Origin of the sequence: Pelomonas sp. CA6 (assembly GCF_022549225.1) — a bacterium.
Classification (GTDB): Bacteria; Pseudomonadota; Gammaproteobacteria; order Burkholderiales; family Burkholderiaceae_C; genus Roseateles.
Map to the genome: position 1 here is coordinate 318,232 of NZ_JAKZFD010000004.1, position 20,118 is coordinate 338,349.

At 69.5% G+C, this 20,118-nt stretch carries 18 protein-coding genes; 4 read left to right on the forward strand and 14 right to left on the reverse strand.

The genetic code is table 11. The features are described 5' to 3' along the window. Positions 1-17: 17 nt before the first annotated feature. From LZ017_RS09430 to LZ017_RS09440, 3 genes are all read right to left on the reverse strand, one after another. Positions 18-284, reverse strand: coding sequence for a hypothetical protein (locus LZ017_RS09430; RefSeq protein ID WP_241396446.1), 267 nt, complete (start codon positions 282-284; stop codon positions 18-20). A gap of 281 nt (positions 285-565) precedes the next feature. After that, complete coding sequence (locus LZ017_RS09435) at positions 566-754, reverse strand: hypothetical protein (protein WP_241396447.1); 189 nt, start codon at positions 752-754, stop codon at positions 566-568. An 86-nt stretch (positions 755-840) separates the two neighbouring features. Further along, entirely contained in the window at positions 841-2,856 is a 2,016-nt protein-coding gene (locus tag LZ017_RS09440) for a bifunctional diguanylate cyclase/phosphodiesterase (protein ID WP_241396450.1), read from the reverse strand. A gap of 198 nt (positions 2,857-3,054) precedes the next feature. On the opposite strand from LZ017_RS09440, the gene uvrA reads away from it, so the two are divergent. Next, positions 3,055-5,967, forward strand: a complete 2,913-nt coding sequence (uvrA, locus tag LZ017_RS09445) for an excinuclease ABC subunit UvrA (RefSeq protein WP_241396452.1) — start codon at positions 3,055-3,057, stop codon at positions 5,965-5,967. 40 nt (positions 5,968-6,007) lie between these two features. Here uvrA and LZ017_RS09450 read toward each other — a convergent pair whose 3' ends face one another. After that, positions 6,008-6,772: an MHFG family PEP-CTERM protein gene (locus LZ017_RS09450; RefSeq protein WP_241396455.1), complete on the reverse strand. Its 765-nt coding sequence runs from the start codon at positions 6,770-6,772 to the stop codon at positions 6,008-6,010. Between the two features lie 211 nt (positions 6,773-6,983). On the opposite strand from LZ017_RS09450, the gene LZ017_RS09455 reads away from it, so the two are divergent. Next, on the forward strand, positions 6,984-7,364 hold the full coding sequence (locus LZ017_RS09455) for a response regulator (RefSeq protein WP_241396457.1): 381 nt from the start codon (positions 6,984-6,986) through the stop codon (positions 7,362-7,364). A gap of 59 nt (positions 7,365-7,423) precedes the next feature. On the opposite strand, the gene LZ017_RS09460 is transcribed toward LZ017_RS09455, so the two are convergent. The 8 genes from LZ017_RS09460 to LZ017_RS09495 form a co-directional block, all read right to left on the reverse strand. After that, a complete protein-coding gene (locus LZ017_RS09460; RefSeq protein ID WP_241396460.1) occupies positions 7,424-7,861 on the reverse strand; it encodes an SWIB/MDM2 domain-containing protein in 438 nt (145 codons plus the stop codon). 184 nt (positions 7,862-8,045) lie between these two features. Continuing rightward, positions 8,046-9,173, reverse strand: coding sequence for an alpha-hydroxy acid oxidase (locus tag LZ017_RS09465; RefSeq protein WP_241396462.1), 1,128 nt, complete (start codon positions 9,171-9,173; stop codon positions 8,046-8,048). 69 nt (positions 9,174-9,242) lie between these two features. Then, a complete protein-coding gene (locus LZ017_RS09470) occupies positions 9,243-9,926 on the reverse strand; it encodes a Fe2+-dependent dioxygenase (RefSeq protein WP_241396466.1) in 684 nt (227 codons plus the stop codon). An 8-nt stretch (positions 9,927-9,934) separates the two neighbouring features. Next, positions 9,935-12,148 carry a TonB-dependent siderophore receptor gene (locus tag LZ017_RS09475; protein WP_241396470.1) on the reverse strand — a complete coding sequence of 738 codons (2,214 nt, stop codon included), beginning with the start codon at positions 12,146-12,148 and terminating at the stop codon, positions 9,935-9,937. A 97-nt stretch (positions 12,149-12,245) separates the two neighbouring features. After that, on the reverse strand, positions 12,246-12,665 hold the full coding sequence (locus tag LZ017_RS09480) for a biopolymer transporter ExbD (protein ID WP_241396472.1): 420 nt from the start codon (positions 12,663-12,665) through the stop codon (positions 12,246-12,248). 10 nt (positions 12,666-12,675) lie between these two features. Further along, complete coding sequence (locus LZ017_RS09485; RefSeq protein WP_241396480.1) at positions 12,676-13,422, reverse strand: MotA/TolQ/ExbB proton channel family protein; 747 nt, start codon at positions 13,420-13,422, stop codon at positions 12,676-12,678. 19 nt (positions 13,423-13,441) lie between these two features. Continuing rightward, complete coding sequence (locus LZ017_RS22260) at positions 13,442-14,194, reverse strand: energy transducer TonB (protein ID WP_241396482.1); 753 nt, start codon at positions 14,192-14,194, stop codon at positions 13,442-13,444. 167 nt (positions 14,195-14,361) lie between these two features. Further along, a complete protein-coding gene (locus LZ017_RS09495; RefSeq protein WP_241396484.1) occupies positions 14,362-15,327 on the reverse strand; it encodes a TerC family protein in 966 nt (321 codons plus the stop codon). Positions 15,328-15,638: 311 nt separating this feature from the next. Between LZ017_RS09495 and LZ017_RS09500 the strand changes: the two genes are divergently transcribed. Next, positions 15,639-15,995, forward strand: coding sequence for a phage holin family protein (locus tag LZ017_RS09500; protein WP_241396487.1), 357 nt, complete (start codon positions 15,639-15,641; stop codon positions 15,993-15,995). Between the two features lie 18 nt (positions 15,996-16,013). Here the strand turns inward: LZ017_RS09500 and LZ017_RS09505 are convergent, their stop codons facing one another. Further along, entirely contained in the window at positions 16,014-17,591 is a 1,578-nt protein-coding gene (locus LZ017_RS09505; protein WP_241396491.1) for a M48 family metalloprotease, read from the reverse strand. A 103-nt stretch (positions 17,592-17,694) separates the two neighbouring features. On the opposite strand from LZ017_RS09505, the gene moaC reads away from it, so the two are divergent. Then, positions 17,695-18,177 (forward strand): cyclic pyranopterin monophosphate synthase MoaC, encoded by a 483-nt coding sequence (gene moaC, locus LZ017_RS09510; RefSeq protein ID WP_241396493.1) that lies wholly within the window; start codon positions 17,695-17,697, stop codon positions 18,175-18,177. Between the two features lie 30 nt (positions 18,178-18,207). Here moaC and LZ017_RS09515 read toward each other — a convergent pair whose 3' ends face one another. Continuing rightward, a complete protein-coding gene (locus LZ017_RS09515; protein WP_241396495.1) occupies positions 18,208-20,061 on the reverse strand; it encodes a PglL family O-oligosaccharyltransferase in 1,854 nt (617 codons plus the stop codon). Positions 20,062-20,118 lie beyond the last annotated feature (57 nt).

Below are 20,118 nucleotides of genomic sequence, written 5' to 3' on the forward strand. Positions count from 1 at the left end.
CAGCGCGTCGCCGTCGTTCAGCAGAGAGCGGCAGCGGCGCTGCAGGTGGCCGTGGCGACCGACGCGAGCTGTTGGTCCGGGCCGCCGCTCACGCGGTGGCCATGCAGCTCGACGCGCGGCAGCTGCTGCACGGGCGTGGTGCTGCGCTTGCCCTCGATCACCACGCGCTCCAGCTTGACGACCTGGGGCGCCGGCGAGTGCGGGTGCTGCGCGCTCAGCGCGAAGGCGAGCGTGACGCCGATCCCGAAGAGAAGGGCCTTGAGGCTGGTGTGCTTGCTGATCATGAGGGGCTCCTGAAGTGGGACGTGCTGTGTCAGTGATTGCAGTTTCGGCGCCGCACACGTTCTTCACCAGGGCGAGGCGACGAAGGCGCGCGTGAACCGCTTGAAACGCAGCCGGACGCGATGAACGCGCAGGCGGCGCGGGGACGGGCGCAGCGGTGGCGGCAACGGCGGCAAACCGCGCATGCAGAACGACGCCGCCCATAAGGACCGCGGCCGGCCCGTGCTGCGGCGAAGGCCGCAGACCGAGCCGGCCGCGAGGGACCGGGCGAGGAAAGAAAGGCTCAGCCGCGCGGCTGGCTGGCGCGCGCCGGCCCGTGCAGCGTGGCGCCGGACACCGGCGCGGACTGGCGCTGCGCGAGCACGCGGTGGGTGTCCACCGGATCGGTCTGCTCGGCCAGCCACAGCGCCAGCACGAAGGCGCTCGCGACGGCGGCGATCGCGGTCATCAAGGTCTTGAGGCTGGCATCCATGGGCTTCTCCCTGTTGTGGAGCGCCACTGTGCCCAAGCCACGGCCGCCGCGCGAGCACGGGGCGACGAACTGCAGCAGAAGCCGCGTCAGCTGCGGCTGCCGGGTGCGGATGGCGGCGTCGGCGCGACGTAGTCCGCCAGCTGGGGCGTGACCTGCTCCACCGGTGCCGGCCGGCCATACAGATAGCCCTGCTGCTGCCAGCAGCCCAGCTCCAGCAGCACCTCACGCTGCGCCTCGGTCTCGACGCCCTCGGCCACGGCCTCGATGCCCAGCGCCAGCGCCATGCCCAGCATGGCCTGGACCAGCGCACGGTCGTCGCGGCTGGCGGCCAGCTCGGTGACGAAGGCGCGGTCGATCTTCAGGCGCTCCGGGCGCAGGGTCTTCAGATAGGCCAGCGAGGAGTAGCCGGTGCCGAAGTCGTCCACCGCCAGGCTCAGCCCCAGCGCGCGCAGCCGGGCCACGACCTGCAGCGCGCCGTCGCCGTCGCTCAGCAGCGTGCTCTCGGTCAGTTCCAGCGCCAGCTCGCCGGAGGCAATGCCGTGCTCGGCCATCGCCTGCGCGACGCGCTCAGGCAGGCGCTCGTCGCGGAACTGCAGCGCCGACAGGTTGATCGCCAGCTGGCCCGGGTGGCGGCCCTGGGCCTTCCAGCGCGCCAGCTGGGCGCAGGCGGTCTGGATGGTCCACCAGCCGATGTCGACGATCTGGCCCGATTCCTCGGCCACTTGGATGAAATGGCCGGGCATCAGCAGCCCGCGGGTGGGATGCTGCCAGCGGATCAGCGCCTCGACGCTGCGCCAGGCGCCACTGCGCGCATCGGTGATGGGCTGGTAGTGCAGGCTCAGCTCGCCGCGCTCCAGCGCGCGCGCCAGCTCGCGCTCCAGCGCCAGGCGGGCGGTGGCCGCCGCGTCCAGCTCCTGCTGGTAGAAGCTGTAGCGCGAGCGCCCCTGCTGCTTGGCGCGGTACATCGCGAGGTCGGCATGGCGCACCAGGGTGTCGAAGTCTTCGCCGTCGCGCGGGAACATCGCGATGCCCACGCTGGCCGACACGCTGGCGCTGACGTCCTGCAACTGCAGCGGCGTGTTCAGCGCCTCGATGAGGCGCTGGGCCGCGTGCGCGATGCCCTCGCGGCTGTCCCGCAGCAGCAACAGGAATTCGTCGCCGCTGACGCGGCAGGCCAGGTCGGATTCACGCACCGCATGGCGCAGCCGTTCGCTGGCGGCCAGCAACATGCGGTCGCCGGCGGCATGGCCCAGCGAGTCGTTGATGGCCTTGAAGCGGTCCAGGTCGACGAACAGCAGCGCCAGCTGCAGGCCCTCGCGCCGCGCCACCGCCGCCTCGTGGCGAAAGACCTCGCGGAACAGCGTGCGGTTGGGCAGCCCGGTCAGGTGGTCGTACATCGCCAGCTGGTGCAGCTGCGCGTTCTTGCCCTCCAGGTCCTGGATCAGGCCGTCGATCTGCTGCCCCATCAGCGTGAGCTGGTCGCCCAGCTGCCCCAGCTCGTCCTTGCGCCCCAGGCGCAGGCGCGGCACCGGCTGGCGCTGGGCGATGGCCAACGCCATCTGCTTGAGCCGGTCGATGGGCCGCACCAGGCGCAAATAGATCACCAGCAGCACGAAGCTGACCCCCACCAGCACCTGCAGCGCCACCACCAGCGCGGTTTGCTGGCGCCCTTCGGCGAGCAGGCGCACCTGGGCGGCGTCGTCGAAGCGCACCTTCAGGGTCGCGAGCAGCTGGCCCTCGCGGCGCACGCCGGTGACCATCTCGATCACCGGCCAGCCGGGGCTGCATTTGTTCAGCACGATGTCACTGGTGTCGGCGCGCTCCTCGGACAGCTCCAGCCCGCAGACCGAGGCATCGGCCAGCAGCTGGGCCAGCGCCCGCTCCACGGCGACGCTGTCCACGGTCCACAGCGGATCGGCCAGTCCGGTGGCCGCCAGCGTCAGCAGCGCCGAGCGCTGGCCTTCCAGCAGGGGGTCGACGCTGCGCCGGATCAGGGTGTCGCTGAAGACCAGCAACAGGGCCGCCGGCGCCGCGATGCCCAGCACCACCGCCAGCACGATCACGCTGCGCAGCGACAGGGCGGAGACTTTGAGCTTGGTCAAGGGCTGTCCGGGGCGACGGTGGTGTGACGTCGTCGCATTTTGCACCTCCCCCCTCGCTTCAAGCCCGCGAACAGAGCCGCTTCTGGCCGCCGCTTCGACGCCGATTCATGGCAGCAGTCCGCGCGGGGATGGGCCCGCCGGGCGGCACGCGCCAGGGGCTGGGCCTATCATGGTGGGTTTTCCACGCTGTAGCCGGCCATGTCCCAGAACCCGTCCGCCCCGGCGTCCGACGCGCCGATGATCCGCGTCCGTGGCGCGCGCACCCACAATCTGAAGAACATCGATGTGGACCTGCCGCGCAACCAGCTGGTGGTGATCACCGGCCTGTCCGGGTCGGGCAAGTCCAGCCTGGCCTTCGACACCCTCTATGCCGAAGGCCAGCGCCGCTATGTGGAGAGCCTCTCCGCCTACGCACGCCAGTTCCTGCAGCTGATGGACAAGCCCGAGGTGGACGTGATCGAGGGGCTGTCGCCGGCCATCTCCATCGAGCAGAAGGCCACCAGCCACAACCCGCGCTCCACCGTGGGCACGGTCACCGAGATCCACGACTACCTGCGCTTGCTCTATGCGCGGGCCGGCACGCCCTTCTGCCCGGACCACCACCTGCCGCTGGAAGCGCAGAGCGTGGGCCAGATGGTGGACGCGGTGCTGGCCATGCCCGACGGCACCCGGCTGATGCTGCTGGCGCCGGTGGTGCGCGACCGCAAGGGCGAGTTTGTCGAGCTGTTCCAGGACCTGCAGGCCCAGGGCTTCGTGCGCTTCCGCGTGGACGGCAAGACCGTGGAGGCGCCGGAGCTGCCGGCGCTGAAGAAAGCCGAGAAGCACGACATCGACGTGGTCGTGGACCGCATCAAGCTGCGCCACGAGGGCGCGGACGCGCTGCGCCAGCGCCTCGCCGAGAGCTTCGAGGCGGCGCTGCGCCTGGCCGAGGGCCGCGCGCTGGTGCTGGACATGGAAGCGGGCAGCGAGAGCCTGTTCTCCAGCAAATTCGCCTGCCCGATCTGCAGCTATTCGCTGCCGGAGCTGGAGCCGCGGCTGTTCTCCTTCAACTCGCCGGTGGGCGCCTGCCCGGGCTGCGAGGGCCTGGGGCAGGTCACGGTGTTCGACCCCGAACGGGTGGTGGCCTTCCCGTCGCTGAGCCTGGCCAGCGGCGCGGTCAAGGGCTGGGACCGGCGCAATGCCTACACCTTCTCGATGCTGGAATCGGTGGCGCGGCATTACGACTTCGACATCGAGCAGCCCTTCGAGGCGCTGCCGGCCCAGGCGCGCCAGGTGCTGCTCTACGGTTCGGGCGAGGAGGAGATCAGCTTCGTCTACCAGGCCGAGGGGACCAACGGGCGCAAGCGCAGCGTCAAGCGCGCGCATCCCTTCGAAGGCATCCTGCACAACCTGCAGCGGCGCTTCCGCGAGACGGACTCGGCCGCGGTGCGCGAGGAGCTGGCCCGCTACCAGGCCGCCAAGCCCTGCCCGCATTGCGAGGGCTCGCGCCTGCGCCGCGAGGCGCGCCATGTGCTGCTGCAGCCGGCCGACGCGCCACAGGGCCATCGCGGTCGGCCCATCTACGAGGTCGAGCACGCCACGCTGCGCGAGGCACTGGACTACTTCGAGAACCTGCGCCTGAAGGGCGCCAAGGCCGAGATCGCCGACAAGGTGATCCGCGAGATCGCCGCGCGGCTGCGCTTCCTCAACGACGTGGGGCTGAACTACCTCAGCCTGGACCGCAGCGCCGACACGCTGTCGGGCGGCGAGGCGCAGCGCATCCGCCTGGCCTCGCAGATCGGCTCCGGCCTCACCGGTGTGATGTATGTGCTGGACGAGCCCAGCATCGGCCTGCACCAGCGCGACAACGACCGCCTGATCGGCACGCTGCGCCGGCTGCGCGACCTGGGCAACTCGGTGCTGGTGGTGGAGCACGACGAGGACGCGATACGCGCCGCCGACCATGTGCTGGACCTGGGCCCCGGCGCCGGCGTGCATGGCGGCCGCATCATGGCCCAGGGCTCACCGGACGAGGTCGCGGCCAACCCCGAGTCCATCACCGGCCGCTATCTCAGCGGGCTGGAGCGCATCGAGGTGCCCAGCCAGCGCCATTCGCTGGCCGAGAGCACCGACCCGCGCGTGCTGCGCATCGTCAACGCCCGCGGCAACAACCTCAAGGGCGTCAGCGTGGACTTCCCCGTGGGGCTGCTGACCTGCGTGACCGGCGTCTCCGGCTCGGGCAAGAGCACCTTGGTCAATGACACGCTGTACGCTGCGGTGGCGCGCAAGCTCTACCAGAGCCACGCCGAACCGGCGCCGCACGACGAGATCGAGGGGCTGGAGGCCTTCGACAAGGTCATCAACGTGGATCAGTCGCCGATCGGCCGCACGCCGCGCTCCAACCCGGCGACCTACACCGGCCTGTTCACGCCCATCCGGGAGCTCTTCGCCGAAATGCCCACCGCGCGCGAGCGCGGCTACGGCGCCGGCCGCTTCAGCTTCAACGTCGCCGGGGGCCGCTGCGAGTCCTGCCAGGGCGATGGCGTGCTGAAGGTGGAGATGCACTTCCTGCCCGACGTCTACGTGCCCTGCGACACCTGCCAGGGCCGGCGCTACAACCGCGAGACGCTGGAGGTGCTGTACAAGGGCAAGAACATCTCCGAGGTGCTGGGCCTGACGGTGGAGGACGCGCTGGCCTTCTTCAGCGCCGTGCCCTCGATCGCGCGCAAGCTGCAGACGCTGATGGACGTGGGCCTGGGCTATGTGAAGCTGGGCCAGAGCGCCACCACGCTGTCCGGCGGCGAGGCGCAGCGGGTCAAGCTGGCGCTGGAGTTGTCCAAGCGCGACACCGGCCGCACGCTGTACATCCTGGACGAGCCCACCACGGGCCTGCACTTCGCCGACATCGCGCTGCTGCTGAAGGTGCTGCATGCGCTGCGCGACGCGGGCAACACCATCGTCGTGATCGAGCACAACCTGGACGTGATCAAGACGGCCGACTGGCTGATCGACATGGGCCCGGAGGGCGGATCGGGCGGCGGCCAGCTGCTGGTGGCCGGCACGCCCGAGGACGTGGCGGCCTGCGAGGTCAGCCATACCGGGCGCTATCTGGCGCCGCTGCTGAAGAAATAGGCCCGAGCGCTGCCGGCCGGACCGGCGGCCTCGCGGGGCGTCAGGCCTTGCGCGCGCGGCGGCGGCCGAGCAGGCTCAGCGCGCCCAGGCCCAGCGCGAACATGGCCCAGGTGCCCGGCTCGGGCACCGGCGGCGGCACCGGGGTGGGCGGCAGCGGGATCACGCCCGGATCGCCGTTGCCGCCGGGCAGCGGCGTGAAGCCGCCTCCAGGCGTGGTGGGTGTCGTCGTGCCGCCGGGAATGACGGGCGCATTGGTCGACAGATCGGAGAAGCTGCCCGGCGGCGTGGACGGCGCGCCGCCGCCCAGCGCGCCCTCGGGCGCACCGGCCGCCGGCGGTTCGAATTCCAGCGGCATTTCTTCCGGCGCCTTGGCCAGCGGCGGCTCGGCGGCCGCGGCACGCGCCGGGGCGCGCTCGATGCGGCTGACGTTGCGGCACACGGTGGGCACCAGGATGCACTGGCCGTCCTCGCAATAGACCAGGCCGCGCTCGGTGGTCTGATCGGTCCACTTGCTACGCGTCACCGTGCGGCAGACGCTGCCGGCGCCGAAGTGCATGTCGCGGATCTCGCTGCGATAGCTGCCCTTGCCCAGGATCGCGTCGCGGCGGATCTCCACCATCTCGTCGTACTGGCGCTTCTGCATGCGCGTCTTGAGCTTGGCGCGCGTGGCCGCCGGAATGTCCTGGTAGCGGTCGACCGCGGCCACCACATCGCCCATGAACGGGTTCACCCCCGGGCGGTCCCAGGAGCAGCTAGGCAGCGTGGCGGTGGAGGCGGCGAGCGCGAGGGCGGCGACCAGTGACATGGCGTTCTTTCTCTTGGCTGCCCGCAGTGTAGGGACGCCCCCGCCTCGTACCGGGCTCTCCCCCCTCAGCCATGGGGGCCGCAACTCATGACGTATTCACGCTTTTCGCACAACCGAGGGTGCCCACGCCACGGGGGCCCGGGCGGGTTCTCGCGCGTGGGCGCTGCGCGCATTCACTGGTATCGTGCGCGGGCCGCTGGAGAGCAGACCGATGGACCTGGATACGCCGCCCCGCTTCGTGCTCTATGTCGAGGACGACCGCATCAACATCGTGTTGATGGAGGAGGTGCTGCGTCCGCTGAAAGGCTGGCGGCTGGAGTGCGTGGAGACCGGCGCGCAGGCGCTCGAGGTGCTCGCGCGGCAGAGCCCGGACCTGGTGCTGATCGACATGAACCTGCCCGACATGAACGGGCTGGAGCTGATGCGCCGGCTGCGCCAGGACCCGCGCCATGCGCAGCGGCGCTGCATCGTGCTGTCCGCCGACCTGGTGGACAACCAGCGCGCCCTCGCCCGCGAGGCCGGCTTCGCCGATTACTGGCTCAAGCCCATCGACGTGCAGCAGCTGCGCCGCGCGCTGCAGGACATGGGCTGAACGCGCGGCGGCATTGAAAAAGCCCGCACGAGGCGGGCTTTGCAGCGAGGCCGAAGGCCTTACTTCAGGTGGCTGTTGATCAGCTTGGTCATCTCGAACATGTCGGCCTTGGCCTTGCCGAAGATCTCCTTCAGCTTGGCGTCGGCGTTGATGACGCGCTTCTGCAGCTCGTCCTGCAGCTTGTTCTTCTTGATGTACTCCCAGACCTTCTTGACCACATCAGTGCGCGGCAGCGGCTTGTCGCCGACGATCGCGGCCAGCGCGGCGCTGGGGGTCATGGCCTTCATGAAGGCGGCGTTGGGCGTGCGCTTCTTCGCGGGTGCTGCGGCCTTCGTGGCCGCGGCCTTCTTCGCGGGAGCTGCCTTCTTGGCCGGAGCCGCGGCCTTCTTCGCCGGGGCCGCCTTCTTGGCCGGAGCCGCGGCCTTCTTCGCCGGAGCCGCAGCCTTCTTGGCCGGTGCTGCCTTCTTCGCAGGCGCGGCCTTCTTCGCAGTTGCCATTTCGATTCTCTCCATCAAGGGTTGCGTTGATGTGCCGGGCCCGGGTGAAGGTCTGATGCCTTCGGTACTCTCTGGCACCCTGCGAGAACAATGGTACTGCGCACCTCTCTCATTGAGAAGGCTCTGTCAGAGGGAAAACCCCTCCAAAGTCAACAAGTAGGGGCGTGTTTGTCGCGAGTCCGCATCATCTGATGCCAGGAGCGAGCAGATGCGGGCCGACCTCGTCCAGGCTGCGGCAGCCACAGAGCGCCATCGCGATCTCCAGTTCGTCGCGCAGCAGACGCAGCGCATGGGCCACGCCCAGCGCGCCGGCCGCGGCCAGCGCATGCACATAGGGCCGGCCCAGCAGCACCGCGTCGGCGCCCAGCGCGAGCGCCTTGAGTACATCGGTGCCGCGGCGTATGCCGCCGTCCACCAGCAGCGTGAAGTCCTCGCCCAGCGCGGCGCGCAGCGGCGGCAGCAACGCGGTGGTGGGCGGCACGGTGTCCAGCGTGCGCCCGCCGTGGTTGCTCACGACCAGGCCGGCCACGCCCAGCGCGCGCGCGCGCAGCGCGTCCTCGGGGTGGCAGACCCCCTTGAGCAGCAGCGGCAGCGCGCTCTCGCGGCGCAGCCATTCGATCTCGGCCCAGGTCGCGGCGCGCGGCATCAGGCCGTCGAACAGCGGGCTCTGGCCGGGCTTCAGGTCGATCGGCCTCTTGAGCCCACCCAGATTGACCGCGCGGATGTCGTCCGGCAGCTTGAAGGCGGCACGCCGCTCGCGGTCGCGCGCGCCATTCACCGGCGCGTCCACCGTCAGCACCAGGGCTTCGTAGCCGGCGGCCTCGACGCGCCGCAGCAGCGCGCGCATGAACTCGGGATCGTCGCGCCAGTAAAGCTGGAACCACAGCGGCCCGCGCTGCGGCTCGGCCCGCAGGGCCTGCGCCACCGGCTCCATGGGCATGCTGGACTGCGCGCTGAGCACCACGCCCGCGCCCTGCGCAGCGGCGGCATAGGCACAGGCCAGTTCGCCATCGGCATGGGCCAGGCGCTGATAGGCGATGGGGGCCAGCAGCACCGGCCAGGGCATCTCGCGGCCCAGCAGCCGCACACGGGTGTGGCCGCCGGACAGGTCGCGCAGCACGCGCGGCATCAGCTGCAGCGCGTCCCAGGCCGCGCGGTTGGCGCGCAGCGTCAGCTCGTCGGCCGCCCCGCCATTCAGAAAGGCCCAGGCCTCCGGCGTCATGCGCGCCTGCGCATGACGTTCGAAGTCAGCCAGCGCGACGACGTCGGGCGGCAGGGTTTCCAGCGCGGGAGCGCGTTGTGGATCACTCATCGAACGGTCCATGTTGCGCGGCCGGGCGCCATCGTCAGGGGGCTTGCTCGCATCCTGCCGTACCCGGGGTCAGGTGTCGGCCCACATGCGCAGCAGGTTGTGATACGTGCCCGTAAGCCGCACCGTGGTCTCGGACTCGCCTTGCTCGGCGCGCAGCGCCATCAGGCTCATGTCCATCTCGTACAGCAGGCGGCGCTGCTCATCGCTGCGCACCATGCTCTCGACCCAGAAGAAGCTGGCCACGCGCGCGCCACGCGTGACCGGCCGGACCTGATGCACGCTGGTGCTGGGATAGAGCACCATGTCGCCGGCGGGCAGCTTGATGCGCTGGGAACCATAGGTGTCGGACACCTCCAGCTCCCCGCCGTCGTACTCGTGCGGCTCGGCGAGAAACAGGGTGCAGCTGACGTCGGAACGCACCCGCTGCCCATCCGCGCGCGAATGCATCACGGCACCGTCCACATGGTTGCCGTAGTAGTTGCTCTCGCCCGAGTAGCGGTTGAACAGCGGGTTGAAGATCTTCTTCGGCAAGGCCGCGGAGAAGAACTGGGCATGGCGGTTGAGCGCCTCCAGCACCAGGGTCCGCAGCTGCTGCGAGGCCACACTGGCCTGGCGCAGCTGCTGATTGTTCTTGCTCTGCAGCGCCTGCCCACCTGCGGTGGCCGCACCGTCCATCCACTCGCCCTGCGCCAGCAGGCTGCGCGCCAGGCTCAGTTCATCGGGCTTGAGGACTTGTCGGAGGTGCAGCAGCATGGTGTCGTTCAGAAGGTGGATTTCAGGGTCAGCTGGGCCGCACGGGCCGCGCCGGGCGTGTAGAAGCCGCGGTACAGCGCATCGGCATAGAGCTTGTTGGTGGCGTTGGTGATGTTGAGCTTGGCCGACAGCTTGTCGCTGAAGGTGTACTCCGCCATCAGGTCCACCGTCGCGAAGGCCTTGGCCGCCACGTGGCGCGCCCCCTCAGGATTCTGCTCGCCGCGATAGGTCACCCCGGCGCCCAGGCGCAGCTTGGGCAACACGCGATAAGTCGTCCAGAGGCTGCCGCTGTGCTTGGGCGTCAACGCCGGGCGGTCGCCCTTCACCTGCGCCCCGGTGCCGGCGGCATTCAGGGCCACGTTGCTCTCGTCGATCTTCGCGCTCGGGATCCAGGTGTAGGACACGAAAGCCTCCCAGTCCGGCGTGATGCGGCCGGCGATGTCCAGGTCCAGGCCCGTCGCATGGCGCTTGCCGGACAGGAGTTCCTGTGCCGCCGCGCTGTCCGGGTCGGTATTGCGCTCGTGGTACTTCTCGGTGCGGAACAGCGAGGTGTTGAGCGAGAGGCGCCCGCCGAGCAGGTCGAACTTCGCGCCGAGCTCCATGTTGCGGCTCTTCTCAGGCGGCGTGTTGGGGACGCGGGTGTTGGCCGGTGCGGACACGCCGAACTGGTAGGTGTCCGCCGAGGTGTTGAACGAGGTGCCGTAGGACGCGTGGAAGGACGCCCACTCGTTGGGCTGGTACAGGGCGCCGACACGCGGGCTCCACAGCGAGTCCGAACGGTCGAAGCGGGTGGTCGCCGTCTGATAGTCGGCCTTGAAGCGATCGAAGCGCAGGCCACCGATCAGCTTGAACCCGGTCGCCACGGTCACCATGTCTTGCAGATAGAGGCCGATGGAGTTGGCGCCAAAGGTGTTCATCACCGGGTTGCCGCGCGTGTCGGGCCGGCTGGCGCCATCGTTGGGCGTGCCCACGGTGGTGGTGGGCGCGGGTGCCAGGCCGGTGGTGAAGTTGTTGTTGCGCTTGGCGCTCTCGTGAACAAAGTCCAGGCCCGTGGTCAGTTCATGCGTCATGCCCAGCCACTGCAGCTTGTTCGTGTAGTCGCTTTGCAAGGTGGTGATGTCGCTGGAGCCCACACGACCCTTGGGCGAGCGGCGCAGAACCGTCGCGTCGCTCAGCGTGTCGGGGGTGGTGGCGGACTGGAAACCGATGGCGCTGACCAGCAGGTCGCGCTCGTAGTGACCGTGGCGCAGCGAGGTGCGCAGCTGGCCACCATCGGCGAAGCGGTGCGTGTGCGTCAACGTGCCATAGGCGGTTTCGCCCTTCAGGTAGTCGCTGGCCAGACCGTAGTAGTTGCGCGCCGGCAGCTTGGGTTCGATCTTGCCGTTGACGATGAACCAGGGGTGGTTGTAGTTGGGCCGGTTGTTGTAGTTCAGGTAGTAGAAGCCCAGCGAGAACTCGTCCGTTTCACCGACGCCCCAGCGGAAGGTCGGTGCCACGCCCTGCTTGGAGATACGCGCGCCGAAGTTGTCGGCTTCCTGCAGCATCGCATTGATGCGCAGCGCCGCGCTGTCGCCGGTCTTGATGTTGAAGTCGCCGGTGAAGCGCAGGTTGGAGCCCGTGCCGTAGCTGAGGTTGACCTCGCTCTGGCTCATCAGGAAGGGCTGCTTGCTGACCTGGTTGACCACGCCACCGGTGGAGCCCTTGCCAAACAGCATGGAGGCCGAGCCCTTCAGCACCTCGATGCGGTCGTCGTTGAAGGTGTCGCGCTCGATCAGGCCCGTCTCGCGCATGCCGTCGACATAGACGTCGCCCGCCTGGGTCAGCGAGAAGCCACGCAGACGCACATCCTCCTCGCCGGTCTCCCCTGCCTGGAAGCTGATGCCGGCGGTGGTGCGCAGCACGTCGCGGAAGTCATCCAGGTTGCGGTCGTCCATCAGCTTCTCGGTCACCACGGTGACCGATTGCGGAATATCGCGCAGCTCCTGCTTGCCCTTGCCAATACGGGTCTCCGTGGCCTGATAGCCCTGCTTGCCCGCGCTTTCGGCCTGCGCCTTGGCCTTCACGGTGGGCAGCACGGTTTCCGGCTTGTCGTTCGGCTTGGCCGGGACATCAGCCGTCTGGGCCAGGGCCGCGCCCATCAGGCCGAAGCCGGCGGACAGGGCGCCCAGCGGCAGCAGCAGCTTGTTGAGGGTGCGGGGGGGCTTGCTAGAGGGGGTCGACATGCGGATCTCCAAAAACTGTCGAATGACGCGGGCTTGCCCCTCGCAGGGACTGGCTGGCGGAAATGAAGGAGGGGGAGACAGCGAGCGCCGGAGCGCCTCAGGGCTTCTCGGGCTCGCTGACGAAGCCGACCTTGCTCAGGCCGGCCTTGGACGCGTCGGCCAGGGTTTCGGCCACCGAGCGGTAGGCGACGTCCTGGTCGGCGCGCAGATGGATTTCGGGCTGAGGGCTCTTCTGGCCCTCGGCCAGAAAGCGCTCGCGGGCCTGCTCGCGCGTCACCGGCTCGCCGTTCCAGAAGCGCTGGCCCTGTGCGTCGATCGCGAACTCGACCTTGGTGGGCTGGAGCTCGTTGGGCTGCGAGCTGACCTTGGGCAGGTCCAGCTTCACCGCATGGGTGAGCAGCGGCGCGGTGACGATGAAGATCACCAGCAACACCAGCATCACATCGATCAGCGGGACCATGTTGATCTCCGCCACCGGCGCGGCGCTGCGGCTCTTGTCGAAGGAAGCGAAGGCCATCGCGCGCTCCTCAGGCCTGCGCCGGCTTCAGCGCGCGCACCTTGCCGTCGGCACCGGGCTGCACCGCGGCGCCCGGGGCCTCGCCCAGCGTCAGGAAGCTGTGCAGCTCGTAGGCGAAGGCGTCCAGACGCCCGGCCAGCACGCGGTTGCTGCGCGTGAAGGCGTTGTAGGCCATCACCGCGGGGATCGCGACGGCCAGGCCCACGCCGGTCATGATCAGTGCCTCGCCGACCGGGCCGGCCACCTTGTCCAAGGTGCCGGCGCCGCTCATGCCGATGGCCACCAGCGCGTGATAGACGCCCCACACCGTCCCGAACAGGCCCACGAAAGGCGCGGTCGCGCCAATGGTGGCAAGCGTGGTCAGGCCGGATTCCATGCGCGTGGTCTCTTCGTCCAGCACCTTCTTGATGGTGCGGGTGATGAAGTCGTTCGCGGTGCCGGCCTCGGCCAGCTTGGCCGCGCCATGGCGCGCGTGGTGGGCCTGCGCATGCAGCGCATGGGCGCTCAGGTGCGAGAAGGGGTCGTGGGCGCCATGGGTGTTCAGCTCGGCCTGCACCGCGTCGAGCGAGCGGGCGTTCCAGAAGAAGTCCAGGAAGGCGGCGCTGCGCTTGCTGCGCATCCACTGGCTGATGCCCTTGGTCGCGATCAGCGCCCAGGAGGCCACCGACATCAGCACCAGCACGATGAGCAGGAACTTGCCGACGGCGTCGGACTGCGAGATGAAATGGGCGAAGCCCACGGCGTTGTTGGTGTCCATAGCAAACTCGAAAAAGGGTTCAGCGATCCAGCTCGTAGGCCAGCGGCGCCAGGGCCACGCCCTCGACCGCCTGGCCGTTCTCGGTATAGGGCTTGAAGCGCGCCTGCTTCATTGCCCACAAGGCTTGTTCGTCCAGCCGCGCGAAGCCGGAGGACTTGTGCAGGCTGACCTCCTTGGGCAGGCCTCGCGTGTCCACCACCACGCGGACGATGACCACGCCCGACTCACCGGCTCGACGCGACAGGCGAGGCACCTCCACCGGCGGCTCGACGAGGTAACGCAACGCGCCCGGCGGAATGGCTTTCGGCCCGACGGGCTGGGCCGGCGGCGCGGGCGGTGCCGGAGGAGCCGGCGGTGCCTGAACCGCCGTCACGGGCTGCTCCATGGGTACGGGGGCCGGCGCGACAAAGGGCGTCGGCGACGGCGTGGGACTGGGCGCCGCGGCGATGATGGGCGCCGTGCGTGGCTGCACGCGCGGCTGCGGGCTGGGCGGAGGGGGTGGCGCGGGTTTGGGAGGCTCGGCCGGCGCGATCAGGCTCACCATGATGGGCGCGGCCTGGATCACGGCATGCCGCACCGGCTCCAGCTGCAGCAAGGCCCAGCCGCCCACCACGTGCAGACCCAGCACCGCCGCGGTCACACCGCGCCCCAGGCCGGAACGCCCGTGGTCCGCCGCGCGCAACAGCGCGGCGGTGGGCAGTTCGACCGGGCCTGTCGACGTCGAGGGACGGTCGGCTCGGTCGGCATCGACGGGAAGAACGGCGGGTTTCACAAGGGCGGCGGGGCAGAAAGGAATCAAGCATCTTATCAGTAATGCGAACAATTCCTATTTGGTGTCGCATTTCGACATCGACACCGGCCGGATGCGCTGCCGCGGAAAGAACAAAGCCCCGCCGGAGCGGGGCCTTGCATTGCGGCGGCCGGCGGCGCGGCCCGCTTTCAGCGCTGGGCGTCGGGGATGCGCGGCGCGGTGCGCACGCTGAGCCACATCGTGAAGGCCAGGATGGCCACCACCGCCCCCAGCGAGACCATCACCGGGATCTTGACCAGGTCGATCAGCATCATCTTGGTGCCGATGAAGGCCAGGATCACCGCCAGACCGTAGCTCAGCAGGTGGAACTTGGTGGCCATCGCGGCGAGCAGGAAGTACATCGCGCGCAGGCCCAGGATGGCGAAGATGTTGGACGTCAGCACGATGAAGGGGTCATTGGTGATCGCGAAGATCGCCGGGATGGAGTCCACCGCGAAGATCACGTCGGTCAGGCCCACCAGCGCGATCACCAGCAGCAGCGGCGTGGCCAGGCGGCGGCCACCTTCCAGCGTGAAGAATTTTTCGCCGTCGAAGTTCTGGCTGACCGGCATCAGGCGTCGCAGCAGCTTCAGCGCGGGGTTGGACTCCAGGTCCGGCTCCTGGCCGGCCGCCCACCACATCTTGATGCCGGTGATGAGCAGGAAGGCGCCGAACAGATAGAGGATCCAGTGGAACTGGGCGATCAGCCAGCCGCCCACCAGAATCATCGCGGTACGCAGCACGATGGCGCCGATGATGCCGATCATCAGCACCCGCTTCTGGTAGGCCGGCGGCACCGAGAAGTAGGTGAAGATCATCAGGAAGACGAAGATGTTGTCCACCGCCAGCGACTTCTCGATCAGGTAGCCGGTGAGGAACTCCAGCGCCCGCGTCGTCGCGATCTCGGTGCTGCCGGTGCTGTCCTTGACGGCCCACCAGAACAGGCCGTTGAAGGCCAGGCTCAACGCCACCCAGATCAGCGACCAGTTCACGGCCTCCTTGACGGTGACCTCATGGGCGCCCTGCTTGCGCAGCACGACGAAATCGACGAACAGGGCCACGATCACGGCCCCGACAAAGAAAACCCACAGCCAGGTGGGCGCGATGGTGCTCATAGGGCATCTCCCGCAAGACATTGCTCAAGCCGCAGCCCTTCGTGCCCCAGGGCACGGCCGGCTTGCGGATCCTGTGCACCAGGTCTTGCGGGGCAGGGTCGGAAGCGCGCGGCGCTCCTATCGGCTGCAGGGCCCGGACACCCGCGAGCGCGGGCATCGTACTGACGGGCGTCTGCCATGGTGGGAACCATGTGCTACTCCCCCGGTGCGGGTCGCATTATGCATGGGCTTTGATGTCCCGCAGCCTTGGTGGGGGAAAGAAGCGCACCCCGGCGTGCACCGTTCACGGCCGCCCCTGTATGCTTGCCGCCATGAAGACCTTGACCCGTTGGCTGCTGCTCGCCGGCGCCTTGCTGCTGGTGGCCCACCTCTATCCTGGCGTCCAGGTGAAGAGCTTCGGTTCCGCGATGGTCGCGGCGCTGGTGCTGGGCCTGTTCAACTCGCTGCTGCGGCCCATCCTGGTGCTGCTGACCCTGCCCGTCACGGTGTTGACGCTGGGGCTGTTCCTGTTCGTGATCAACGCGCTGCTGTTCTGGGGCGCGGCGAACATCCTGGAAGGGCTGTCGGTCAGCGGTTTCTGGGCCGCGATGCTGGGTTCGCTGATTTACAGCCTGTTCGGCATGGCGATCGACGCGCTGATCGAGCGCCTGTTTCCCAGCATCGAGTAGGCCGCGTCGACCCCCTGGTCACTGCGGCAGTTCCGCACCCGGCGGCGCGCCGCGCGGGTACATGTCCTCGATCATCTGGCGGCGCTCGTAGACCAGGGTGCGCAGCCGCGCATCGATCACCGCGGCCTCGATCTGGTCGGCGCCCGCCCCGCGCGACTGGCGCAGGCCGGAGCGCAGTCGGTCGATCGCGCCATTGATGTCGCCCAGCGCGGCCCGCTCCTCGCCAAGCGCGCGCACCGCGCGCAGCGGCTGGCCCAGCTGGGTCCACAGCTGCGCCAGCTCGCGCCAGGCCAGCGCGTCGCTGGGCTGCAGGCTGACCTTGGTCTGCAGCTGCTCGGCGACCTCGCGCTTCTGTTCCGCCCGCGTGTCCACCCGCGCCAGCTGGGAGCGCATCATCAGCACCGGCCGTGAAGCGTCCGGCCCCAGGGCCGCCAGCGCTTCCAGCCCGGCCTGCGGCCGCTCGCGCGCCGCCTCGAGTTCGGCGCGCAGCAGCACCAGCGCCCGGCGCGCCGCGGGCTCGGCCCCCAGCATGCCGGCCAGCGCATCGGCCGTCTTCAGCGCCGCCTCGGCGCGCGAGAAGTCGCGCAGCTTGATCGAGGCCAGCGCGCTGGCATAGCGCGCCGCCAGTTGTTCGAAGCCCTGCCCCACGTCGCGCGTGCCCCCGTCCAGGCCCTGCAGCGAGCGCAGCGCATCGGTCTTGCCATCCATCAGCACGCGCGAACGTGCCGCCATCAGCGCATGCTCGGCCGTGCCCTGCAACTTGGTGCCGGCGCTGGTGCCCAGGCGCGCGCGCGCCTCGCCGATGCGCTCGCTGGTCAGCGGGTGGGTGCGCAGATACGGATAGGCGCCGGAGTCCATCAGGTGGTAGGCCTGCTCCATGCGCTCGAACATGCTGGCCATGCCGGTGTTGGCATAGCCGGCCTGGGTCATGACCTGGAAACCGACACGGTCGGCCTCGCGCTCCATGTCGCGCGAGAAGTTCAGCTGCGCCTGCGCCGCCGCCGCCTGGCTGCCGACGATGGCGGCGTTGGCCATGTCGGGGCTGCGCGTCTTGGCCGCGGCCAGGATGCCCACCAGCAGGCCGGCGGTGGCCAGCAGCGAGGTCTTGGCATCGCCGACGATGCTGCGCGCGATGTGGCGCTGCGTGACGTGCGAGAGCTCATGCCCCAGCACCGAGGCCAGTTCGTCGCGCGCGCCGGTCATCGCGATCAGCCCCAGGTGCACGCCGACGAAGCCGCCCGGCAGCGCGAAGGCGTTCACCGACTTGTCGCGCACCAGGAAGATCTCCCACGCGAAACGGTCCTGCGTTTCGTCGCTGATGTTGCCCAGGGTCTGGGCCGCCTTCACCAGCGGGGTCCAGGTGTTGAGGATGTACTCGACCAGCAGCGGGTCGTCCAGGTAGTCCGGGTCTACGCGGATCTGGCGCATCACCTGGTCACCCAGGCGCTTCTCGGCGCCTATGCTGACGTCGGCCGACACCGAATCACCCAGTGCCGGCAGGTTGATCTGCGCCAGCACCGGCTGCACCGTGACCACGCCCGCCAGCAGCGCCGCCAGACTGCGCCGCGCCAAATGCGGCACCTTGTTCCAAAGCATCAAGACTCTCTCCTGCACACTGCGGGGTGCCGGTGCGCCCTCGCTATCATGACATCATCACGGTTTCGCATTTGTTGCTGCATGCTGCAGCCCCCGGCCGGCCATGTCTTCCCCTCTGACCCATTTCGACGCCCAAGGGCAGGCCCACATGGTGGACGTCTCCGCCAAGCAGGAGACCCATCGCATTGCGCGCGCCGCCGGCCGCATCCGCATGCAGCCCGACACCCTGGCGCTGATCCGCGGCGGCAACGCGAAGAAGGGCGACGTGCTGGGCGTGGCGCGCATCGCCGCGATCCAGGGCGCGAAGCGCTGCTCGGATCTGATCCCGCTGTGCCATCCCTTGCCCATCACGCGCGTGGCGGTCGAGTTCGAGATCGACGAGGCCGCCTGCGCGGTGCAGTGCCTGGCCCAGGTCGAAACCCTGGGGCGCACCGGTGTCGAGATGGAGGCCCTGACCGCCGTGCAGATCGGCCTGCTGACCATCTATGACATGTGCAAGGCGGCCGACCGCGGCATGGTGATGGAGCAGATCCGGGTGCTGGAAAAACACGGCGGGAAAAGCGGCGACTGGGTGGCGCAGGTCTGAGCCCTGGCCGGGAACGGGACACGGCCTTGCTCAGCGCAGTTCGCGGTAATCGTAGTCCCGCTCCGGCGGCTGGCACTGGAAGGGCGGCGTGATGCCCGTCGGCACCGCGGCACACTCCGCCAGCCATTCGTCGCCGGCACGGCTGCGGAACTCCTTGAGCCGCTGCACCAGATAGCGCGCCTTGTCGGTCTCGCCCACAGCATCCAGCGACCGCGCCCAGGCCATCATCAGTCTGACGTCGATCAGATGGTGGCCGGTGCGCCGCGCGGCCTCCAGCGTCTGCGCGCTGGGCGTGGGCGTGGTGGCCGCGGCATAGTCGGCCTGCGGCGAAAACAGCAGTGACGACTGCCCCGCGCGGATGCGCGACTCCAGGGATCCGGCCTTGGCCGGCGGCGCATAGATGACCACCACGCGCCGATAGTCGGCCACCGTCAGCAGCGCCGCCAGCGTCATCGCCGCCCCCACCAGCGCCCAGGTCACTCGGGCACCCTCGACCGGCTGCGCGCCTTCCCCACCGCCCTCATCGCTCCCGCCCAGCGCCAGCCCCAGCGCGAAGCAGGTCGGCAGCAGGAAGTACGCATACCACAGCGGGTACTCGAGCAGGCTGTGCAGGCCGATGGCCAGCACCAGCATGAAGGCCGCGCGTTGCGCCAGCGCCTGGCGTGTCTCAGGCTGCTGCGCCGACCTGCGCCAGGCCCGCAACAGGGCCCGCGCCAGCAGCGCCAGCACCAGCAGCCCCAGCGGCCACCCCAGCTCCACCAGCAGCTGCAGCGGCAGGTTGTGCGTGTGGTCGAAGAAGGCGATGGGCCGGTCGGGGAAGGGGGTCAGCGTCCAGGCCAGGTTGAACTCGCCCCAGCCCACGCCGGTGAGCGCATGCCGGTTCAGCAGCGTCCAGGCATTGGCCAGGATGGCCAGCCGGGACGGTGACCCGGCCCCTTCCGCCAGCCGCGCCTCGGCCCCGAAGGCCTGGCCATGGCTGTGCGTCCACCAGGCCAGCAGCAGCCAGGACAGCCCCAGCATCAGCGGCGTGGCGAGCAGGGCCCAGCGCGTCGCGCGGCTCAGCAAGCGGCGGTCCAGCAGGCCCCACAGCGCCAGGATGAGCACGCCCAGCATGCCGGTGCGCGACGCACTCATCACGATGGTGGCCACCAGCACGAACAGCAGCAGCGGCAACAGCACACGCTTCACCCGCTCGCCGCCCAGCCAGCGGGCGATCGCCCCGCCCTCCGCCAGCCACACCGCCGCGACGGCGGCCCACATCAGCAGGCTGGCCAGATGATTGGGCTGGCGCATATTGCCCACGGCGCGGCCAGCCAGTCCCGACCGGGCGATCCAGCTGCCGTCGGCCCGTTCGGGCATGAAGACCTGCACCACGCTGACCGCCACGCTCAGCAAACCGGCCAGCAGCAGCGCCGCCGCCAGCGCATCCATCACCGACGCACGCCGGTTGGCGGGTATCGCCTGCCCCAGCAGGGTCACGGCCAGCGCCGCAGCCAGCAGACCGGCACTGGCAAGGCCCATGGCCCAGGGCTGGCCCGTCAGCAGCGGCGGGGCCAGCGCCGCCAAGGTCATGATCAGCAACGCCAGGCCGGCATCTCCCAGGCGGGCGACGAAGCGCGGCACCGCGCCCAACGGCGCGCGCATCCCGTGAGACGCCCAAGAGCCGGCGCCCCCCAGAGGCGCCAGACGCCACCAGGCGGCAGCCACCAGCACCAAGCCCCAGCCACCCAGCGCCAGCAACTGGTTGTACAGCGTGGCCGACGGCGTCTGGTTGTAGGCCAGCAGCGGTGCGAGCGTCGTGCCGATCAGCAGCCCAGGCCAGAGCCAGGCGAGATGGGGCCCTGGCGCATGCGCGGTGGGTGGCGGGTAGGAGGATGAGGACATGGGCTTGCAACAAGGCACCGCGGCCCCTTCGGGGCGGCGGCTGAAGCCCGCACTCTA